Source organism: Lentzea sp. NPDC055074 (assembly GCF_053608005.1).
In genome coordinates this window covers 55670-70148 of sequence record NZ_JBSGUQ010000019.1, presented here as the reverse complement: position 1 = coordinate 70148, position 14479 = coordinate 55670, and the positions used below count along the sequence as shown (strand labels likewise).

Below are 14479 nucleotides of genomic sequence, written 5' to 3'. Positions count from 1 at the left end.
CGGCCGAGATACTCGGACCCGTCTGGGCGGACTCGCGAAAGGTCGGACATGACGGTCCTGGTGGTCGGCGGCGGCATCGGCGGACTCGCGGCAGCGCTCGGGCTCGCGCGGGCCGGGGTGCGGGTCGCGGTGCTCGAGGCCGCGCCGGAGTTCGCGGAGATCGGCGCCGGCATCCAGGTGGGGCCCAACGGGTTCCGCATGCTCGACTCCCTGGGCGTGGGGCTGGCCGTGCGGGCTCGGGCCGTACACGTGGACGAGCTGCGGCTGCGGTGCGGGGTGTCCGGGCGGCAGATCGCCGGGGTGCCGGTCGACGAGGGCTTCCGGCAGCGGTTCGGCACCTATGCGGTGGTGCATCGCAACGACGTGCTCACGCCGTTGCTCGAGGCCTGCCGGAACGACCCGCGGATCGCGCTGCGGGTGAACAGCGCGGTCGAGGCCTACGCACAGGACTCGGGTGGGGTCTCCGCGGTGCTGCGGTCGGGAGAGGTCGTGCGCGGCGAGGCGTTGGTCGGCGCCGACGGGTTGAGGTCGGCGGTGCGGCGGCAGCTCGTGGGTGACGGAGACCCGCAGGTGTCCGGGCACACGACCTTTCGCGCGGTCATCCCCTCGCAGGACGTGCCGCATGCGTTGAAGGAGAACGTCGTCACGCTCTGGGCCGGGCCTCGCTACCACGTCGTCTGGTACGTGATCGCCGGCGGACGGTTCGTGAACCTCGTGGCCACCGCGGACAACGGCGCCACGGACCCCCTGAGCGGCAAGCCCGTCGAGCACGCTGAGGTGGTGAAGCACTTCTCGCCGTTGTGCGAGGACGCGGCGCGGATCATGGCGCTCGCCCGCGAGTGGCGCGCGTGGGTGCTGTGCGACCGCGAGCCGATCGCGGACTGGCAGGACTCCCGCGTCGTGCTGCTCGGGGACGCCGCCCATCCCGTGCTGCAGTACGCCGCGCAGGGCGCCTGTCAGGCGTTGGAGGACGCCGTGTGCCTCTCGTCCGTCTTCGACTCTCGTGACGTGGCCGGCTCTTTCGCGCGGTACGTGGCGCTCCGCTCGGAGCGGGCCGCGCGCGTCCACCACGCCTCGCGGTGGATGGGCCGGGAGGTCTACCACCCGGCAGGCGAGGCGGCGCGGGCACGCGACGCGCTGTTCGCCTCGTGGAGCGTCGCCGACCTCCACGAACGGCTGGAGTGGCTCTACGACTAGGAGGCCAGCTCGATCGTGACCGGGAACGGCCGCTCGAAGGTCAGCACGCCTGCCTCGCTGCGCGCGAGCTCGACGTATTTCCCTTCTTCGAGCTCGAACAGTGTCGCCTCGACGACCTTCTTCATCGGATCGATGATCAGGTAGTAAGGAACTGAGGCTTCCGCGTACACCTGGCGCTTGAGCACGAGGTCGTTCATCCGCGTGCTCTTGGAGAGCACTTCGCCCACGATCACGAGGTTCGACACCGGGAACGTGATGTCGGCATCGCACGGCTTCACGACCGTGAAGTCCGGAATCAACAAACGCCCGGTCGACAGCGCGACGTTGAGTTCGACAGTCGCCTCGACCTCGTCCGGGCACGCGCGATCCAGCGCAGCGAACACGCGGCCCACCAGCCGCTGGTGCCGGTAGCTCCCCAGCGGGCTCACGAGAAGCATCCCGTCAACGAGCTCAATGCGCTGACTGTGTTCCTCCGGCAGGGCGAGGACGTCCTCGAGCGTCCACGGCCCTTCATGAGCGGGCAGCAGGACGTCGGGTCGAGCTTCGGCTGGCGCCGCCACTGGGCATCACCTCCGTTGACCGCCTGCGTACCGCCAGTGTGGCACGCCGGGCGGCTGGTCGGGTTGTGCATGAGTCCACGATCGCAGGTCAGACCGGCGACCGAAGGGGGTTTTGGCCCCAACCGACTCCAGCTTCACTCGATCAGGTGTTCGAATCCGTGTGATTCTCTTGGAGGAACACCAGCGACTCTGATCGGAGGCATGGCCACCCACGACTCCATACCCCGTCACCCTGACAACCACTCGATGGCGAGCACGGTGTTCGACCTCGTGAAACACCACCGCGCCACCCGGCAACCGCGAGACGGAGCCGTCGCTGCAGAGGTGGCTTCCTCGAAGCGGCGCAAAGCAAAACCGCCCGGCCGGCAGGCCGAGCGGTTTCACCGAGCAGAGGAGGGTCAGACCGTCGCGGGAGCCGATCGCACGCCCTGGGCGAGGTCCGCGGCCAGCGCGCGCACCGCGGCGTCGCTCTCGCCCGCGGCCGACACGAACGCCGACCCGACGATGACGCCGTCCGCGAACCCGGCGATCTCGGCGGCCTGCGCACCGGAGCGCACACCCAGCCCGACACCGACCGGCAGCGTGGTGTGCTCACGGACCCGCGCGACGAGCGCGGGAGCGGCGGACGACACGACGTCACGGGCGCCCGTGACGCCCATGACCGCGGTGGCGTAGAGGAAGCCGGACGAGGCACGCGCGGTCATCGCGATGCGCTCCTCGGTCGACGACGGCGCCACCAGGAAGGTCCGGTCGAGGCCGTGCGCCTCGGACGCGGCCATCCAGTCCTCGGCCTCGTCCGGGACGAGGTCGGGCGTGATGATGCCGAGCCCGCCGGCCGCGGCCAGGTCACGCGCGAACGCGTCCACGCCGTAGCGCAGCACCGGGTTCCAGTACGTCATGACGACCGCACGCCCGCCGGCGTCGGAGACAGCAGCGACCACGTCGAACAGGTCACGCACGCGGAAGCCCGCGGACAGCGCCTGCTCGGCGGCGGCCTGGATCGTCGGGCCGTCCATCACCGGGTCGGAGAACGGCATGCCGACCTCGACCAGGTCACACCCGGACTCGACCATCGAACGGAGGTGGGCCTTGGAACCCTCGACCGTCGGGAAACCCGCGGGCAGGTAGCCGATCAGCGCGGCGCGCGACTCGGCCTTCGCGGCGGCGAACACATCGGACAACGTCGACATCAGGCCTGTCCCCCGTCAGCGAGGCCGAAGTACTTCACGGCCGTGTCCATGTCCTTGTCACCGCGGCCGGAGAGGTTCACGACCAGGAGTCCGTCCGGTCCGAGCGACGGTCCGAGCTTCAGCGCGCCCGCGAGCGCGTGCGAGGACTCGATCGCCGGGATGATGCCCTCGGTGCGCGAGAGCAGGGCGAACGCCTCCATGGCCTCGGCGTCGGTGACCGGGAAGTACTCGGCGCGGCCGATGTCCTTCAGGTGCGAGTGCTCGGGACCCACGCCGGGGTAGTCGAGACCGGCGGAGATCGAGTGCGCCTCGGTGATCTGGCCGTCGTCGTCCTGCATGACGTACGACATCGCGCCGTGCAGCGAGCCGGGCGTGCCGGCCGTCAGCGTCGCGCCGTGGCTGCCGCTGTCGAGGCCGGAGCCGCCGGGCTCGACGCCGACCAGGCGGACGTCCGCGTCGTCGATGAAACCGTGGAAGATGCCGATGGCGTTCGAGCCGCCACCGACGCAGGCGACGACGGCGTCGGGCAGGCGCCCGGCCTTCTCGAGGATCTGCTCGCGCGCCTCGATGCCGATGATCCGGTGGAAGTCGCGGACCATCAGCGGGAACGGGTGCGGGCCCGCGGCCGTGCCGAGCAGGTAGTGCGTCTCGTCGACGTTGGCGACCCAGTCGCGCAACGCGTCGTTGATCGCGTCCTTCAGGGTGCGCGACCCGGACTTCACCGGGATGACCTCGGCACCCAGCAGGCGCATCCGCGCGACGTTCAGGGCCTGGCGCTCGGTGTCGACCTCGCCCATGTAGACGACGCAGTCGAGGCCGAGGAGCGCGCACGCGGTCGCCGTCGCCACGCCGTGCTGGCCGGCGCCGGTCTCCGCGATCACGCGCTGCTTGCCCATGCGCTTGGTCAGCAGCGCCTGGCCGAGCACGTTGTTGATCTTGTGTGAACCCGTGTGGTTGAGGTCCTCGCGCTTGAGCCACACCCGCGTACCGGCGTGCTCCGCGAACTTCGGGGCCTCGGTCAGCAGGGACGGACGGCCCGCGAAGTCGCGCAGGAGACGCTTGAACTCGTTCACGAACTCCGGGTCGAGCCGCGCCTTGTCGTACTCGGCGGCCAGCTCGTCCACCGCGGCGATCAGGGCCTCCGGGACGAACCGGCCGCCCCACGGACCGAAATGGCCACGTGCGTCGGGATCATGCGGTGTGGGCGTGAACTGGCCCATCGGGTAGCTCCTCTAGCGCTTGGATCAACCGTGCCCTACCGGCTGGGCCGGGGGCACGCGGGGTGTGAGCCCGCGGTCACGAGCTTGTTCACGGCGGCCTTGGGGTCTCCGCTGGTCACCAGGCTTTCGCCGACGAGCACCGCGTCGGCACCCGCGCCGGCGTACGACATCAGGTCGCCGGGCCCGGTCACGCCCGACTCGGCGATCTTGATCGTCTCGAAGGGTAGTCCCGGAGCGATCCTGCCGAAAACGTCTTTGTCGACCTCCAACGTGTGGAGGTTGCGCGCGTTCACCCCGATGACCGACGAACCCGCCTCCAGCGCACGGTCGGCCTCCTCGGCCGTGTGCACCTCGACGAGCGCCGTCATGCCGAGCGACTCGACCCGGTCGAGCAGCGACACGAGCGCGTTCTGCTCCAGCGCGGCCACGATCAGCAGCACCAGGTCCGCGCCGTGCATCCGCGCCTCGTGCACCTGGTACGGCGACACGATGAAGTCCTTGCGCAGCAGCGGGATCTTCACCGCCCGGCGCACCGCGTCGAAGTCCGCCAGCGACCCGCCGAAGCGGCGCTGCTCGGTCAGCACGCTGATCACCGACGCGCCGCCCGCCTCGTACGCGGACGCGAGCTCGGCCGGCTCCGGGATCTCCGCCAGCGCGCCCTTGGAGGGGCTGCGGCGCTTGACCTCGGCGATGACACCCACGTTCGGCCCGCGCAGCACCGACAGCACGTCGAGCGGCGGCGCGGACTTGGCCGCGCGCTCCTTCACGACTTCAAAGGGCAACTGGGCCTCGCGAGCGGCGAGATCCTCACGCACACCTTCGAGGATCGACTCGAGAACCGTCACAGTGTTGTTCCCCTTCCCGCTACGGGGATGCTAACCCCGGCGGAGTAACGCCCCAGCCACCGGGGTTCAAGTGTCCCCGCAGCTAACCGAGGCCGTACACGTGTCACATGCGGGAACACGGATGATGATCTTCACTCTTTCGAGATCGTCCCGCCGGGGCTCTTGTCGTCGGTCGGATCATCCCCGCGCTCCAGTGCGCGCCACATGTCCGTCTCGGGGTCGTGCGCGCGGGCCTTCTGCCCACCCACCCCGATCTTCGGCATCCGCGCCCCGAACGCCGCCTGGAGCACACCGGAGGCGACCACGAACACGCCACCGGCGATCGCGAGCCAGTGGCCCGAGAGCGCTCCCGCGACACCGACGACGACCAGCAGCGCGCCGAGGACCCGGCGCGTCACCCCGCTCAGGGCGACGGCCGCCGCGACGGCCGCGAGGCACAGCAACGCGACCGGCACGGAGCCCGCGCCCCAGAAGGCACCCGCCGCGCCCACGAGCAGGAGCACGGCGGTCCACAGCAGCGACCTAGCCTTCAACTGCCGGCGCCATCGTCTGCGCGGTGGCGATCGCGGCCAGCACCGCTCCCGCCTTGTTGAGGCACTCGTTGTCCTCGGCCAGCGGGTCCGAGTCGGCGACGATGCCGCCACCGGCCTGCACGTACGCCACTCCCCCGCGCACCAGGGCGGTGCGGATGGCGATGGCGGTGTCCGCGTCCCCGGCGAAGTCGAAGTAGCCGACGACGCCGCCGTAGAGGCCGCGGCGCGTGGGCTCCAGTTCCTCGATGAGCTCCATCGCGCGCGGCTTGGGCGCACCGGACAGCGTGCCCGCCGGGAAGCAGGCGGCGACCGCGTCGTAGGCCGTCCTGCCCTCGGCCAGCTCACCGGTCACGGTCGACACGATGTGCATGACGTGGCTGTACCGCTCGACCTTGAAGAAGTCGACGACGTGCACCGAGCCCGGCTTGCAGACGCGCCCCAGGTCGTTGCGGCCGAGGTCGACGAGCATCAGGTGCTCGGCGCGTTCCTTGTGGTCCGCAAGGAGGTCCTTCTCGAGCAGGGCGTCCTCCTCGGGGTCCTCGCTGCGCCAGCGGGTGCCCGCGATGGGGTGCGTGGTCGCCTTGCCGTCGCGGACCGTGACCAGAGACTCCGGGCTGGACCCGACGATGTCGAACCCGTCGAGGCGCAGCAGGTACATGTACGGGCTGGGGTTCGTCGCGCGCAGCACCCGGTAGATGTCGAGCGCGTCGGCGTCCGTGTCGATCTCGAACCGCTGCGACACGACGACCTGGAACGCCTCGCCCGCGCGGATGGCCTCCTTGGCCTTCTCGACGGCCGCGAAGTGCTCGGCCTGCGAGCGCCGGCGCCGGAACTCGGGCTTGGGCCGCGAGAACACGGCGGCCGTGGGCGGCGCGGGCGTGTGCAGCGCCACCGTCATCTCGTCGAGGCGGCGCACCGCGTCGTCGTAGGCGGCGTCGACCCGCTCGGTCGAGTCGTCCCAGTTGATCGCGTTCGCGATGAGCGTGACGGTGCCCTCGTGGTGGTCGAGCGCGGCGAGGTCGGTCGCCAGCAGCATGACCAGCTCGGGGATCTTCAGGTCGTCCTCGGCGATGACGGGCAGCCGCTCCAGCCGCCGCACCGCGTCGTAGCCGATGTAGCCGACCATGCCGCCGGTCAGCGGGGGCATGCCGGGCAACGGGTCGGTGCGCAGCACCTCGATGGTCTCGCGCAACGCCTGCAGCGGGTCACCGCCGTCGGGCAGGCCGACGGGCCGCGTGCCCGTCCAGAACGCCTCGCCGCCGGTCGCCGTCAGCGCCGCCGCGGACCGCACGCCGATGAACGACCATCGCGACCAGGAGCGCCCGTTCTCCGCCGACTCGAAGAGGAACGTGCCCGGCTGATCGGCCCCGAGCTTGCGGTACAGGCCGACCGGGGTCTCCGCGTCCGCGAGCAGCTTGCGGACGACCGGGATGACCCGGCGGTTCACCGCCAGCTCGCGGAACTCCTCACGCGTGGGACTCACGGCCCCCAGACCAGCGGCGGCCACAGCCCCGATGACGCTCACCATGCCGCTGATTGTTGCATAAATTCAACATCTGTTGAACTATGGCCCACGTGGAGCAAGTGAACCAGAAGCGCCGAGGCCGCCGCGCCGCGGGCGAGGACACCAAGGCCGCGCTCGTCGCAGCGGCCCGCGAGGTGTTCGTCGAGAAGGGCTACGACGGCGCCACGGTACGCGCGATCGCCGGCAAGGCGGGCGTCGACGCCGCGATGGTCAACCACTGGTTCGGCGGCAAGGAGGGCCTGTTCGCCCAGTCCGTGCTGCAGCTCCCCTTCGACCCGGCCGAGATCCTCAAACGCCTGCTCGACGGCCCCGTCGAGCAGGCGGGTGAACGCATCATCCGCACGTTCGTGACGGTGTGGGACGCGACCGGCGGCGGTGTGTTCGCCGCCCTGATCCGCAGCGTCACCAGCCAGCCCGAGGTGGCCGGCGCGCTGAAGTCGTTCCTGATCAACGCGATCTTCAAGAAGGTGCTCGCGGAGATCGGCGCCGAGCAGCACGAGCTCAGGGCCACGCTGTGCGCGACGCAGATGGTCGGGCTCGGCATCGTCCGCTACGTCGTGCGCTTCGAACCGCTGGCGTCGACCGACCTGGAGACGGTGGTCAAGGCCATCGCGCCGAACATGCAGCGTTACCTCACCGGCGAACTGGACTGATCCGCCTCGGCGAGCAGGACCGTGGCGTCGAAGCACGTGCGGTCGCCCGTGTGGCAGGCAGCACCGACCTGGTCGACGGTCAGCAGCAGCGTGTCGCCGTCGCAGTCGAGCCGGACCTCGTGCACGTACTGGGTGTGCCCGGAGGTCTCGCCCTTCACCCACAGCCGCTGGCGGCTGCGCGAGTAGTACGTCGCGCGGCGGGTGGTGAGGGTCTGGTGCAGCGCCTCGTCGTCCATCCACGCGACCATCAGCACCTCACCGGTGCCCCGTTGCTGGGCGACGGCGCAGACGAGGCCGTCCGCGGTGCGCTTGAGGCGCTGGGACACGGCGGGATCGAGCTGAGCGCTCAACGGGGACCTCCCAGGTGTTCACGAGCCGGTCCGGTGTTGAGCAGGACCACTCCGTAGATGTGCACGGCGGACAGCACTCCGGACGCGACGCGTGCCCACGCCGGGCCGTCTGCCAGCACGATCACGAGGTGCAGCAGCGCGACCAGGATGAACACGATCATCGCCGGGTAGTGCATGAACCGGAGCCTGATGAGCAGCGCGGCCGCGACCGGCAGCTCGAGGATCGCGAGGAACGACGGCAGCTTCAGCACGTCGGGATCGCCGGTCGTGCGCCAGAGGATCAGGCCGACCGCGAAGAACACCAGTGCGCCACCGAACGCGACCGCCGAGGCGACGCGCACCTCGACGGGTTTCATCGCACCACGACGCCCGCCTGGCGCAGGCCGTCCTTGACCTCGCCGATGCGGAGCTGGCCGAAGTGGAAGACGCTCGCGGCGAGCACGGCGTCGGCGCCCGCGGCGACGGCCGGCGGGAAGTGCTCGACCGCGCCGGCGCCACCGCTCGCGATCAGCGGGACGTCGACCTCGCGGCGCACCAGTTCGAGGAGCTCCAGGTCGAAGCCCGCCTTGGTGCCGTCGGCGTCCATCGAGTTCAGCAGGATCTCGCCGACGCCCAGCTCCTGGCCCTTCGCGGCCCAGGCGATCGCGTCGATGCCGGTGCCGGTGCGGCCGCCGTGCGTGGTGACCTCGAAGCCGGTGCCGCCGGGCACGCGCCGCGCGTCGACCGACAGCACGATGCACTGCGCGCCGTACCGCTCGGAGCACTCCTTGAGCAGCTCGGGACGGGCGATGGCGGCGGTGTTGAGGCTGACCTTGTCCGCGCCGGCGCGGAGCAGCTTGTTGACGTCCTCGGGGCTGCGCACGCCGCCGCCGACCGTGAGGGGGATGAACACCTGCTCGGCCGTGCGCCGGACGACGTCGAACGTCGTCTCCCGGTCGCCGCTGCTGGCCGTCACGTCGAGGAACGTCAGCTCGTCCGCGCCCTCCGCGTCGTACGCCCTGGCGAGCTCGACGGGATCACCCGCGTCGACGAGGTTCGTGAAGTTGACGCCCTTCACCACCCGGCCCCGGTCGACGTCGAGACAGGGGATGACACGGACCGCGACTGACATGCGGGAAAGCCTACAAGGGAGGCCTGAGGACTACGCTGCGGCGCCATGATCACCGAACTGGGCCGCGGCCAGTACCTGCTGCTGACGACGTTCCGCAAGGACGGCACCCCGGTGCCCACCCCGGCCTGGGTCGCGCCGGGCCCCTCCGACGACGTGATCTACGCCTGGAGCGCCAAGGAGACCGGCAAGGTCAAGCGGATCCGCCGCAGCGGCGACGTGGAGATCGGGCCGTGCGACCTGCGTGGCAACCCCCAGGGCCCGTCGGTCAAGGCGCGGGCCCGGCTGTTGGACGACTCCGCCAGCGACGACGTTCGTTCGCGCATCGTCAAGAAGTACGGGTTCATGGGCTGGCTGACGATGACCGGCAGCAGGCTGCGCCGCGGCCGGACCGGGACGGTCGGCATCGAGATCACGCCGGTGAGCTGACCCGTCGACGTCGAGTCCACGTTGATCCCGCCGATCAACGTCGATGGCGCCTGTCCACGTTGATCCGATGTCGACTCGACATTGATCGCCGTCCGATCGACATTGACTTGAACAGAATCAATGCGGGGTTGACGCTGTCCACAGCGATGACAACGTTGTCTTCTGTGCATGTTGATGCGGCACGTCCATGTTGATCGCGAGCGTCCACATCGATTCGACGTGGACTCGACGTGGATCAGGTGTGTCAACGTTGAATCGACGTCGACCGTCAACCCGAGGTTGACCCGCCGCTCAGCGTCAACCTAGAGTTGACGCATGATCCAGTTGACCGACCTCATCGTCACGGTCGCTCAAGAAGCTGACGACGCCCTCGTGCGTCTGGCTAAGGCCGTCGAGCTGAGCGGTCAGCTCAACGAGCTCGGCGACCACCTGATCGGCCACTTCGTCGACGAGGCCCGGCGGGGCGGGGCGAGCTGGGCCGAGATCGGCGAGAGCCTCGGCGTCACGAAGCAGGCCGCGCAGAAGCGGTTCGTGCCCAAGGAGTCGCCGGAGCTGGGCAAGCCGAGCATGGAGCGCTACACCCAGCGGTCGAGGCGGGTGATCGCGCTGGCCAGGCACCACGCGCGGTTCAGCGAGCGGATCGGCACCGAGCACCTGCTGCTCGGGCTGCTCGACGAGTCGGCCGGGCTCGCGGCCAAGACGATCGCGAAGCTCGAGTCGGGCGACGGCAGCACGCGCATCGCGACGCTGAACCGGCTCGACTCAGAGGCCCAGCAACGGCCGGAGAAGCAGCCCTACACGACGCACTGCAAGAAGGCCCTCGAACTGGCCGTGCGCGAGGCGCTCCGGATGGGTCACATGTTCATCGGCACCGAGCACATCCTGCTCGGCGTGCTGCTGGAAGCCGAGGGGACCGCGGCTGACGTGCTGCACAACACGGGTGTGACGCACGCGGCCGCGGCCACTCACATCGAGGGCGTGGTCAACGGACCGCAGCGAGCGCTTCCGGGAGCGTGAAGGCGCCGGCGTACAGGGCCTTGCCGATGATGGAGCCCTCCACGCCGTCGCGCGACAGCTTCGCGAGCGCGACCAGGTCGTCCACAGTGGACACGCCGCCGGACGCGATGACCGGGGCGTCGGTGCGGGCGCAGACCTCGCTCAGCAGCTCCAGGTTCGGGCCCGTCAGCGTGCCGTCCTTCGACACGTCGGTGACCACGTAACGCGTGCAGCCGTCGCGGTCGAGCCGGTCGAGGACCTCCCAGAGGTCGCCGCCGTCCGACGTCCAGCCGCGGCCCTTGACCCGGTGGCCCTGCTCGGTGATGCGGACGTCGAGGCCCACCGCGATCTTCTCGCCGTACGCCGCGAGCGCCTTGGCGCACCACTCCGGGTCTTCCAGCGCGGCCGTGCCGAGGTTCACGCGGGCGCAGCCGGTGCCGAGGGCAGCCTCCAGCGAGGCGTCGTCGCGGATGCCGCCGGACAGCTCCACCTTCACGTCGAGCTCGCCGACGACACGTGCGATCAGCTCGCGGTTGGAGCCGCGGCCGAACGCGGCGTCGAGGTCGACGAGATGGATCCACTCCGCTCCGTCGCGTTGCCACTGCAGGGCCGCGTCGAGCGGCTCGCCGTAGTTCGTCTCGGTACCGGCTTCGCCCTGCACGAGCCGGACGGCACGACCGTCGGCCACGTCAACAGCGGGGAGGAGTGTGAACGTCACCCGGGCAGCCTAGCGTCCCCCAGCACGAGGGCGGCCACGCGCTCCTGGGCCTCCGTGGCGCGCGGGAACGTCGACGGCACCGGCGTACCGGGACCCGTCGCGGCAGGTCCGACGCCCGTCCACGGCCCGAAGACCATGATCCCGACGAACGCGGGGTGCTCCTGCGCCAGCGCCATGTGCAGGTACTGGGTGCTCGCGAGGTCCGCGTCGGTCCTGTCCGCGCACCACGACTGCGGCGCGGCCTCGGGCAGCAGGAACAGCTCCTTGCCCGGCGCACGCTGCTCCAGCTCGGTCATGCGGGCGTCCAGCGCCTCGTACCCGACGCAGTACTCGTCGAAGCCGACCCAGTCGACGGCGGCGGGCACGCGGAAGGAGTCGTCGACCCGGACACCCGCCTCGATCAGCATGACCTTCTTGTCCGGGAAGGTGTTCTTGATCTGCTGGGCCGAGAGCTCGACGTCCGCGAAGCTCGCGCCGTGGTGGAACGGCTCGTCCTGCAACACGAACCCGGCCACCCGGTCGAGGTGCGGACGCACCTTCTCCGCGAGCACCTGCCAGCGCTCCACGGCGTTCGGGTACAGCGGGCAGCCGGACGCATCGCAGTCGAAGAACTCGTTGCCCGTGTGGACGACGCATCCTGCGGGCGCGCAGTCGCGCAGCACCTCGGGACGGTAGGCGTCGACGTCGCTGATCTGCACCCAGTTGAGGTTGCTGCGGCCGCGCACCTCGGGCAGGTGGTTGCCCCCGGCGGCGTTCAGCCGCGCCCCGAAGTACCCGTAGTAGCGCAGCTGCGAGCCGGGACGCTTGCGCAGGTCGTCGGAGTTCATCCGCTCGACGCGCAGGTCGTCGACGAGGCTGACGGTCTCGGGGTCGTCGGAGTAGCGCCCGAGGTAGATCCACAGCCGCTCGGCCGGCACCGCCGTGCCCAGCGTGATCGTCCTGCGAGCACTGTTGACGGACAGGTCGAGCGCCGGCCCGGCGAGCTTCAAGGTCACGTCGAACGAGCCGTCGGCCTTGGCCACAGCGAACGTCGGCAGGTCCACGACGGGCCTGCCCGACTGGAAGAGCTGCACGCCTCCGTTGGCGCGCACCAGGAAGCCGAGATCGATGTCCTGATTGGACACATAGCCCCAGCTGTTCGCCGAGCGTCCCAGAGCGATCGACGACCAGTCGCCGGACGTGCGGTCGCCTGCCACCGGCGTCAGCGTCGCCGAGATCGACGACCCCGTGGACGGCGCGTCGAGCCGCACCGCCGTCGTGCCGAGGTGCATCGACAGCGCGCCGCGGTGGTTCGGATGGCCGACCTGCACGTACCACGGACGTGGCACGTCGCCGGTGTTCCACTTGCCCGACACCCGGCTGTACGTGACGGCGCCGGTCCCCTGGCGCTGCTTCAGGTCGTCGTTGAGGCCGTAGGTCGGGTCGGCGTCCACGGCGTTGTCGAAGGTGTCGTGGAACGGTGCCGGAGCAGCGTACGCAGCCCCGGGCACGGCGACGGTGACAGCCACCAGAGTGGCTACCGTCAGCAGTCGTGTGATCACGACAAGGTAGTCAACCAGTTCTGCAGGAGGTGTGCTCCGGCGTCACCCGACTTCTCCGGGTGGAACTGCGTCGCCCACAACGGACCGTTCTCGACGGCCGCCACGAACTCGTCGCCCGCGTGGTCCGCCCACGTCACCAGCGGCGGCTTCAGGTGCTCGGCCGGCTCCAGCTCCCAGCGGCGCACGCCGTAGGAGTGCACGAAGTAGAACCGCGTGTCCTTGTCGAGGCCCGCGAAGAGCTTCGAGTCCTCGGGCGTGCGCACGGTGTTCCAGCCCATGTGCGGCACGATCGGCGCCTCGAGCCGCTCGACGGTGCCGGGCCACTCGCCGCAGCCCTCGGTCAGCACGCCGTGCTCGATGCCGCGGTCGAACAGGATCTGCATGCCCACGCAGATGCCGAGCACCGGGCGGCCGCCGGCGAGGCGCTCGCCGATGATCCGGGCGCCGCGCACCGAGTTGAGGCCCTCCATGCACGCCGCGTACGCGCCGACGCCGGGGACGACCAGGCCGTCCGCGTTCCGGGCGGCGCGATGGTCCGACGTCACCTCGACGTCCGCGCCGACCCGCTGGAGCGCGCGCTCGGCGGAGCGGAGGTTGCCGGATCCATAGTCAAGTACGACGACACGTGCCACGCCGACCAGGTTAGTCGGTCGGCACCGCGCCCTGCGTGACCGGGATGACCGGCAACACGGTGTTGATCGGTTTCGTGCGCACGAGCCGACGCCTGAGCACGACGAGCAACGTGCACATCAGCACCAAGAGCACGCCGCCGACTAGGTAGTAGACCATCGCCGGGATGTGGAGCAGCACCGTCACCAGCGCGGTCACCACGAGCAGCGGGAAGATCAACGCGAGCGGCCACAGCTTCGCGTGCGGCGCCTCCAGGGTCTGCAGCACGAAGTCCGCACGGCCCTGCTCCGCGAGCTCGGCGACCTGCGCGACCTCCGGCAGCCCCGCCGCGCGGAAGAAGTCCGGGATCGCCGCACGGCCGTTCTCGAAGTCGCGGATGCGTTCGAGCGGCCCCTTGCGGCTGGCAGCCGGGTACAGCGCGGTGAGCTTGTCGATGGCGTCGAGCTGCCACTTCTCCTTCTCCCGCAGCGTGACCAGGCCCGCGGTCAGGCGGTCGAAGGCCAGCCCGACCGGCCCCGACTGCTTCGCCTGCGCCGACAACCGCAGCACCGCCTCGCGCGACCCCCACATCGAGGCGCGCCCGATCGTCGACGTGAACAGGTAGAGCAGCGCGGCCTCGTCGTTCCACACGGCGAGGGCGGCGCCGCTCCCGAGCTTGCGCACCCTGTTCGCCATGTACGCGGCCTCGTTGAGCCTGGTGCCCGGCGGAGGCAGCAGCACCGTGCCCGACTGGACCGGGACGAGCGCCGCGGGGCCCACGTTGCCGCTGTGCATGGACTTCTGCAGCTCGGCGGCGTTCAACGGGGTCCAGATCAGCATTCTCACGTCCAACATCATTCCAGGAGAACGCCCCCGAGGAATCCAACGGACTCCAATGCAATTCACGGCGCGTCCGCGCCGCCGGCTCCGTCCACTCCAGACCGACCCGACGGCACGGGGCGCCGCCCCCTAAACCGCGCGAGAAGGCGCGCCGGTCCAGTCATC

At 70.3% G+C, this 14479-nt stretch carries 17 protein-coding genes; 4 read left to right on the top strand and 13 right to left on the bottom strand.

Features of this window, described 5'->3' with window-relative positions:
• Window positions 1–48: 48 nt before the first annotated feature.
• Window positions 49–1197 carry an FAD-dependent monooxygenase gene (locus ACWF7A_RS34025; RefSeq protein ID WP_452254611.1) on the top strand — a complete coding sequence of 383 codons (1149 nt, stop codon included), beginning with the start codon at window positions 49–51 and terminating at the stop codon, window positions 1195–1197.
• Here ACWF7A_RS34025 and ACWF7A_RS34020 read toward each other — a convergent pair.
• The 6 genes from ACWF7A_RS34020 to ACWF7A_RS33995 all read right to left on the bottom strand — a co-directional run bounded on the left by ACWF7A_RS34020 (window position 1194) and on the right by ACWF7A_RS33995 (window position 7073).
• A complete protein-coding gene (locus ACWF7A_RS34020; RefSeq protein WP_452254610.1) occupies window positions 1194–1757 on the bottom strand; it encodes a Uma2 family endonuclease in 564 nt (187 codons plus the stop codon). The two genes, ACWF7A_RS34025 and ACWF7A_RS34020, sit on opposite strands and share 4 nt — an antisense overlap.
• Before the next feature lie 398 nt (window positions 1758–2155).
• On the bottom strand, window positions 2156–2947 hold the full coding sequence (gene trpA / locus ACWF7A_RS34015) for a tryptophan synthase subunit alpha (protein ID WP_452254609.1): 792 nt from the start codon (window positions 2945–2947) through the stop codon (window positions 2156–2158).
• A complete protein-coding gene (gene trpB, locus ACWF7A_RS34010; RefSeq protein ID WP_452254608.1) occupies window positions 2947–4167 on the bottom strand; it encodes a tryptophan synthase subunit beta in 1221 nt (406 codons plus the stop codon). The genes trpA and trpB overlap by 1 nt, the downstream gene beginning before the upstream one ends.
• Window positions 4168–4202: 35 nt before the next feature.
• Entirely contained in the window at window positions 4203–5012 is an 810-nt protein-coding gene (gene trpC, locus ACWF7A_RS34005; protein WP_452254607.1) for an indole-3-glycerol phosphate synthase TrpC, read from the bottom strand.
• A gap of 131 nt (window positions 5013–5143) precedes the next feature.
• Window positions 5144–5545 carry a Trp biosynthesis-associated membrane protein gene (locus ACWF7A_RS34000; protein ID WP_452254606.1) on the bottom strand — a complete coding sequence of 134 codons (402 nt, stop codon included), beginning with the start codon at window positions 5543–5545 and terminating at the stop codon, window positions 5144–5146.
• Window positions 5535–7073: an anthranilate synthase component I gene (locus tag ACWF7A_RS33995; RefSeq protein ID WP_452254605.1), complete on the bottom strand. Its 1539-nt coding sequence runs from the start codon at window positions 7071–7073 to the stop codon at window positions 5535–5537. The genes ACWF7A_RS34000 and ACWF7A_RS33995 overlap by 11 nt, the downstream gene beginning before the upstream one ends.
• A gap of 47 nt (window positions 7074–7120) precedes the next feature.
• Here ACWF7A_RS33995 and ACWF7A_RS33990 point away from each other — a divergent pair, with 47 nt between their 5' ends.
• Window positions 7121–7723, top strand: coding sequence for a TetR/AcrR family transcriptional regulator (locus ACWF7A_RS33990; RefSeq protein WP_452254604.1), 603 nt, complete (start codon window positions 7121–7123; stop codon window positions 7721–7723).
• On the opposite strand, the gene hisI is transcribed toward ACWF7A_RS33990, so the two are convergent.
• From hisI to hisF, 3 genes are read right to left on the bottom strand one after another with little or no spacing between them, the layout of a single operon-like run.
• On the bottom strand, window positions 7699–8073 hold the full coding sequence (hisI, locus tag ACWF7A_RS33985; RefSeq protein WP_452254603.1) for a phosphoribosyl-AMP cyclohydrolase: 375 nt from the start codon (window positions 8071–8073) through the stop codon (window positions 7699–7701). The genes ACWF7A_RS33990 and hisI overlap by 25 nt on opposite strands.
• Entirely contained in the window at window positions 8070–8429 is a 360-nt protein-coding gene (locus ACWF7A_RS33980) for a hypothetical protein (protein ID WP_452254602.1), read from the bottom strand. Before ACWF7A_RS33980 ends, hisI begins: the two co-directional genes overlap by 4 nt.
• Complete coding sequence (gene hisF / locus ACWF7A_RS33975; RefSeq protein WP_452254601.1) at window positions 8426–9184, bottom strand: imidazole glycerol phosphate synthase subunit HisF; 759 nt, start codon at window positions 9182–9184, stop codon at window positions 8426–8428. The genes ACWF7A_RS33980 and hisF overlap by 4 nt, the downstream gene beginning before the upstream one ends.
• Window positions 9185–9229: 45 nt before the next feature.
• Between hisF and ACWF7A_RS33970 the strand changes: the two genes are divergently transcribed.
• Both ACWF7A_RS33970 and ACWF7A_RS33965 read left to right on the top strand, forming a co-directional pair.
• Window positions 9230–9610, top strand: a complete 381-nt coding sequence (locus ACWF7A_RS33970; RefSeq protein WP_452254600.1) for a PPOX class F420-dependent oxidoreductase — start codon at window positions 9230–9232, stop codon at window positions 9608–9610.
• A 315-nt stretch (window positions 9611–9925) separates the two neighbouring features.
• Entirely contained in the window at window positions 9926–10627 is a 702-nt protein-coding gene (locus tag ACWF7A_RS33965) for a Clp protease N-terminal domain-containing protein (RefSeq protein WP_452254599.1), read from the top strand.
• On the opposite strand, the gene priA is transcribed toward ACWF7A_RS33965, so the two are convergent.
• The 4 genes from priA to ACWF7A_RS33945 are packed head-to-tail and all read right to left on the bottom strand — an operon-like array spanning window position 10593 to window position 14320.
• The gene (priA, locus tag ACWF7A_RS33960; protein ID WP_452254598.1) at window positions 10593–11324 is read right to left on the bottom strand and encodes a bifunctional 1-(5-phosphoribosyl)-5-((5-phosphoribosylamino)methylideneamino)imidazole-4-carboxamide isomerase/phosphoribosylanthranilate isomerase PriA; all 732 of its coding nucleotides are present in this window, start codon (window positions 11322–11324) and stop codon (window positions 10593–10595) included. The genes ACWF7A_RS33965 and priA overlap by 35 nt on opposite strands.
• Window positions 11321–12865, bottom strand: a complete 1545-nt coding sequence (locus ACWF7A_RS33955) for a hypothetical protein (RefSeq protein ID WP_452254597.1) — start codon at window positions 12863–12865, stop codon at window positions 11321–11323. Before ACWF7A_RS33955 ends, priA begins: the two co-directional genes overlap by 4 nt.
• On the bottom strand, window positions 12862–13497 hold the full coding sequence (gene hisH, locus ACWF7A_RS33950; protein ID WP_452254596.1) for an imidazole glycerol phosphate synthase subunit HisH: 636 nt from the start codon (window positions 13495–13497) through the stop codon (window positions 12862–12864). Before hisH ends, ACWF7A_RS33955 begins: the two co-directional genes overlap by 4 nt.
• 10 nt (window positions 13498–13507) lie before the next feature.
• Window positions 13508–14320, bottom strand: a complete 813-nt coding sequence (locus ACWF7A_RS33945) for a hypothetical protein (RefSeq protein ID WP_452254595.1) — start codon at window positions 14318–14320, stop codon at window positions 13508–13510.
• Window positions 14321–14479 lie beyond the last annotated feature (159 nt).

Bases quoted from the DNA above. Each gene is read 5' to 3' on its own strand.
- ACWF7A_RS34025 (WP_452254611.1), top strand. From the start codon at position 49: ATGACGGTCCTGGTGGTCGGCGGCGGCATCGGCGGACTCGCGGCAGCG.
- trpA (WP_452254609.1), bottom strand. From the start codon at position 2,947: ATGTCGACGTTGTCCGATGTGTTCGCCGCCGCGAAGGCCGAGTCGCGC.
- trpB (WP_452254608.1), bottom strand. From the start codon at position 4,167: ATGGGCCAGTTCACGCCCACACCGCATGATCCCGACGCACGTGGCCAT.
- ACWF7A_RS33995 (WP_452254605.1), bottom strand. From the start codon at position 7,073: ATGGTGAGCGTCATCGGGGCTGTGGCCGCCGCTGGTCTGGGGGCCGTG.
- ACWF7A_RS33980 (WP_452254602.1), bottom strand. From the start codon at position 8,429: ATGAAACCCGTCGAGGTGCGCGTCGCCTCGGCGGTCGCGTTCGGTGGC.
- hisF (WP_452254601.1), bottom strand. From the start codon at position 9,184: ATGTCAGTCGCGGTCCGTGTCATCCCCTGTCTCGACGTCGACCGGGGC.
- ACWF7A_RS33970 (WP_452254600.1), top strand. From the start codon at position 9,230: ATGATCACCGAACTGGGCCGCGGCCAGTACCTGCTGCTGACGACGTTC.
- ACWF7A_RS33965 (WP_452254599.1), top strand. From the start codon at position 9,926: ATGATCCAGTTGACCGACCTCATCGTCACGGTCGCTCAAGAAGCTGAC.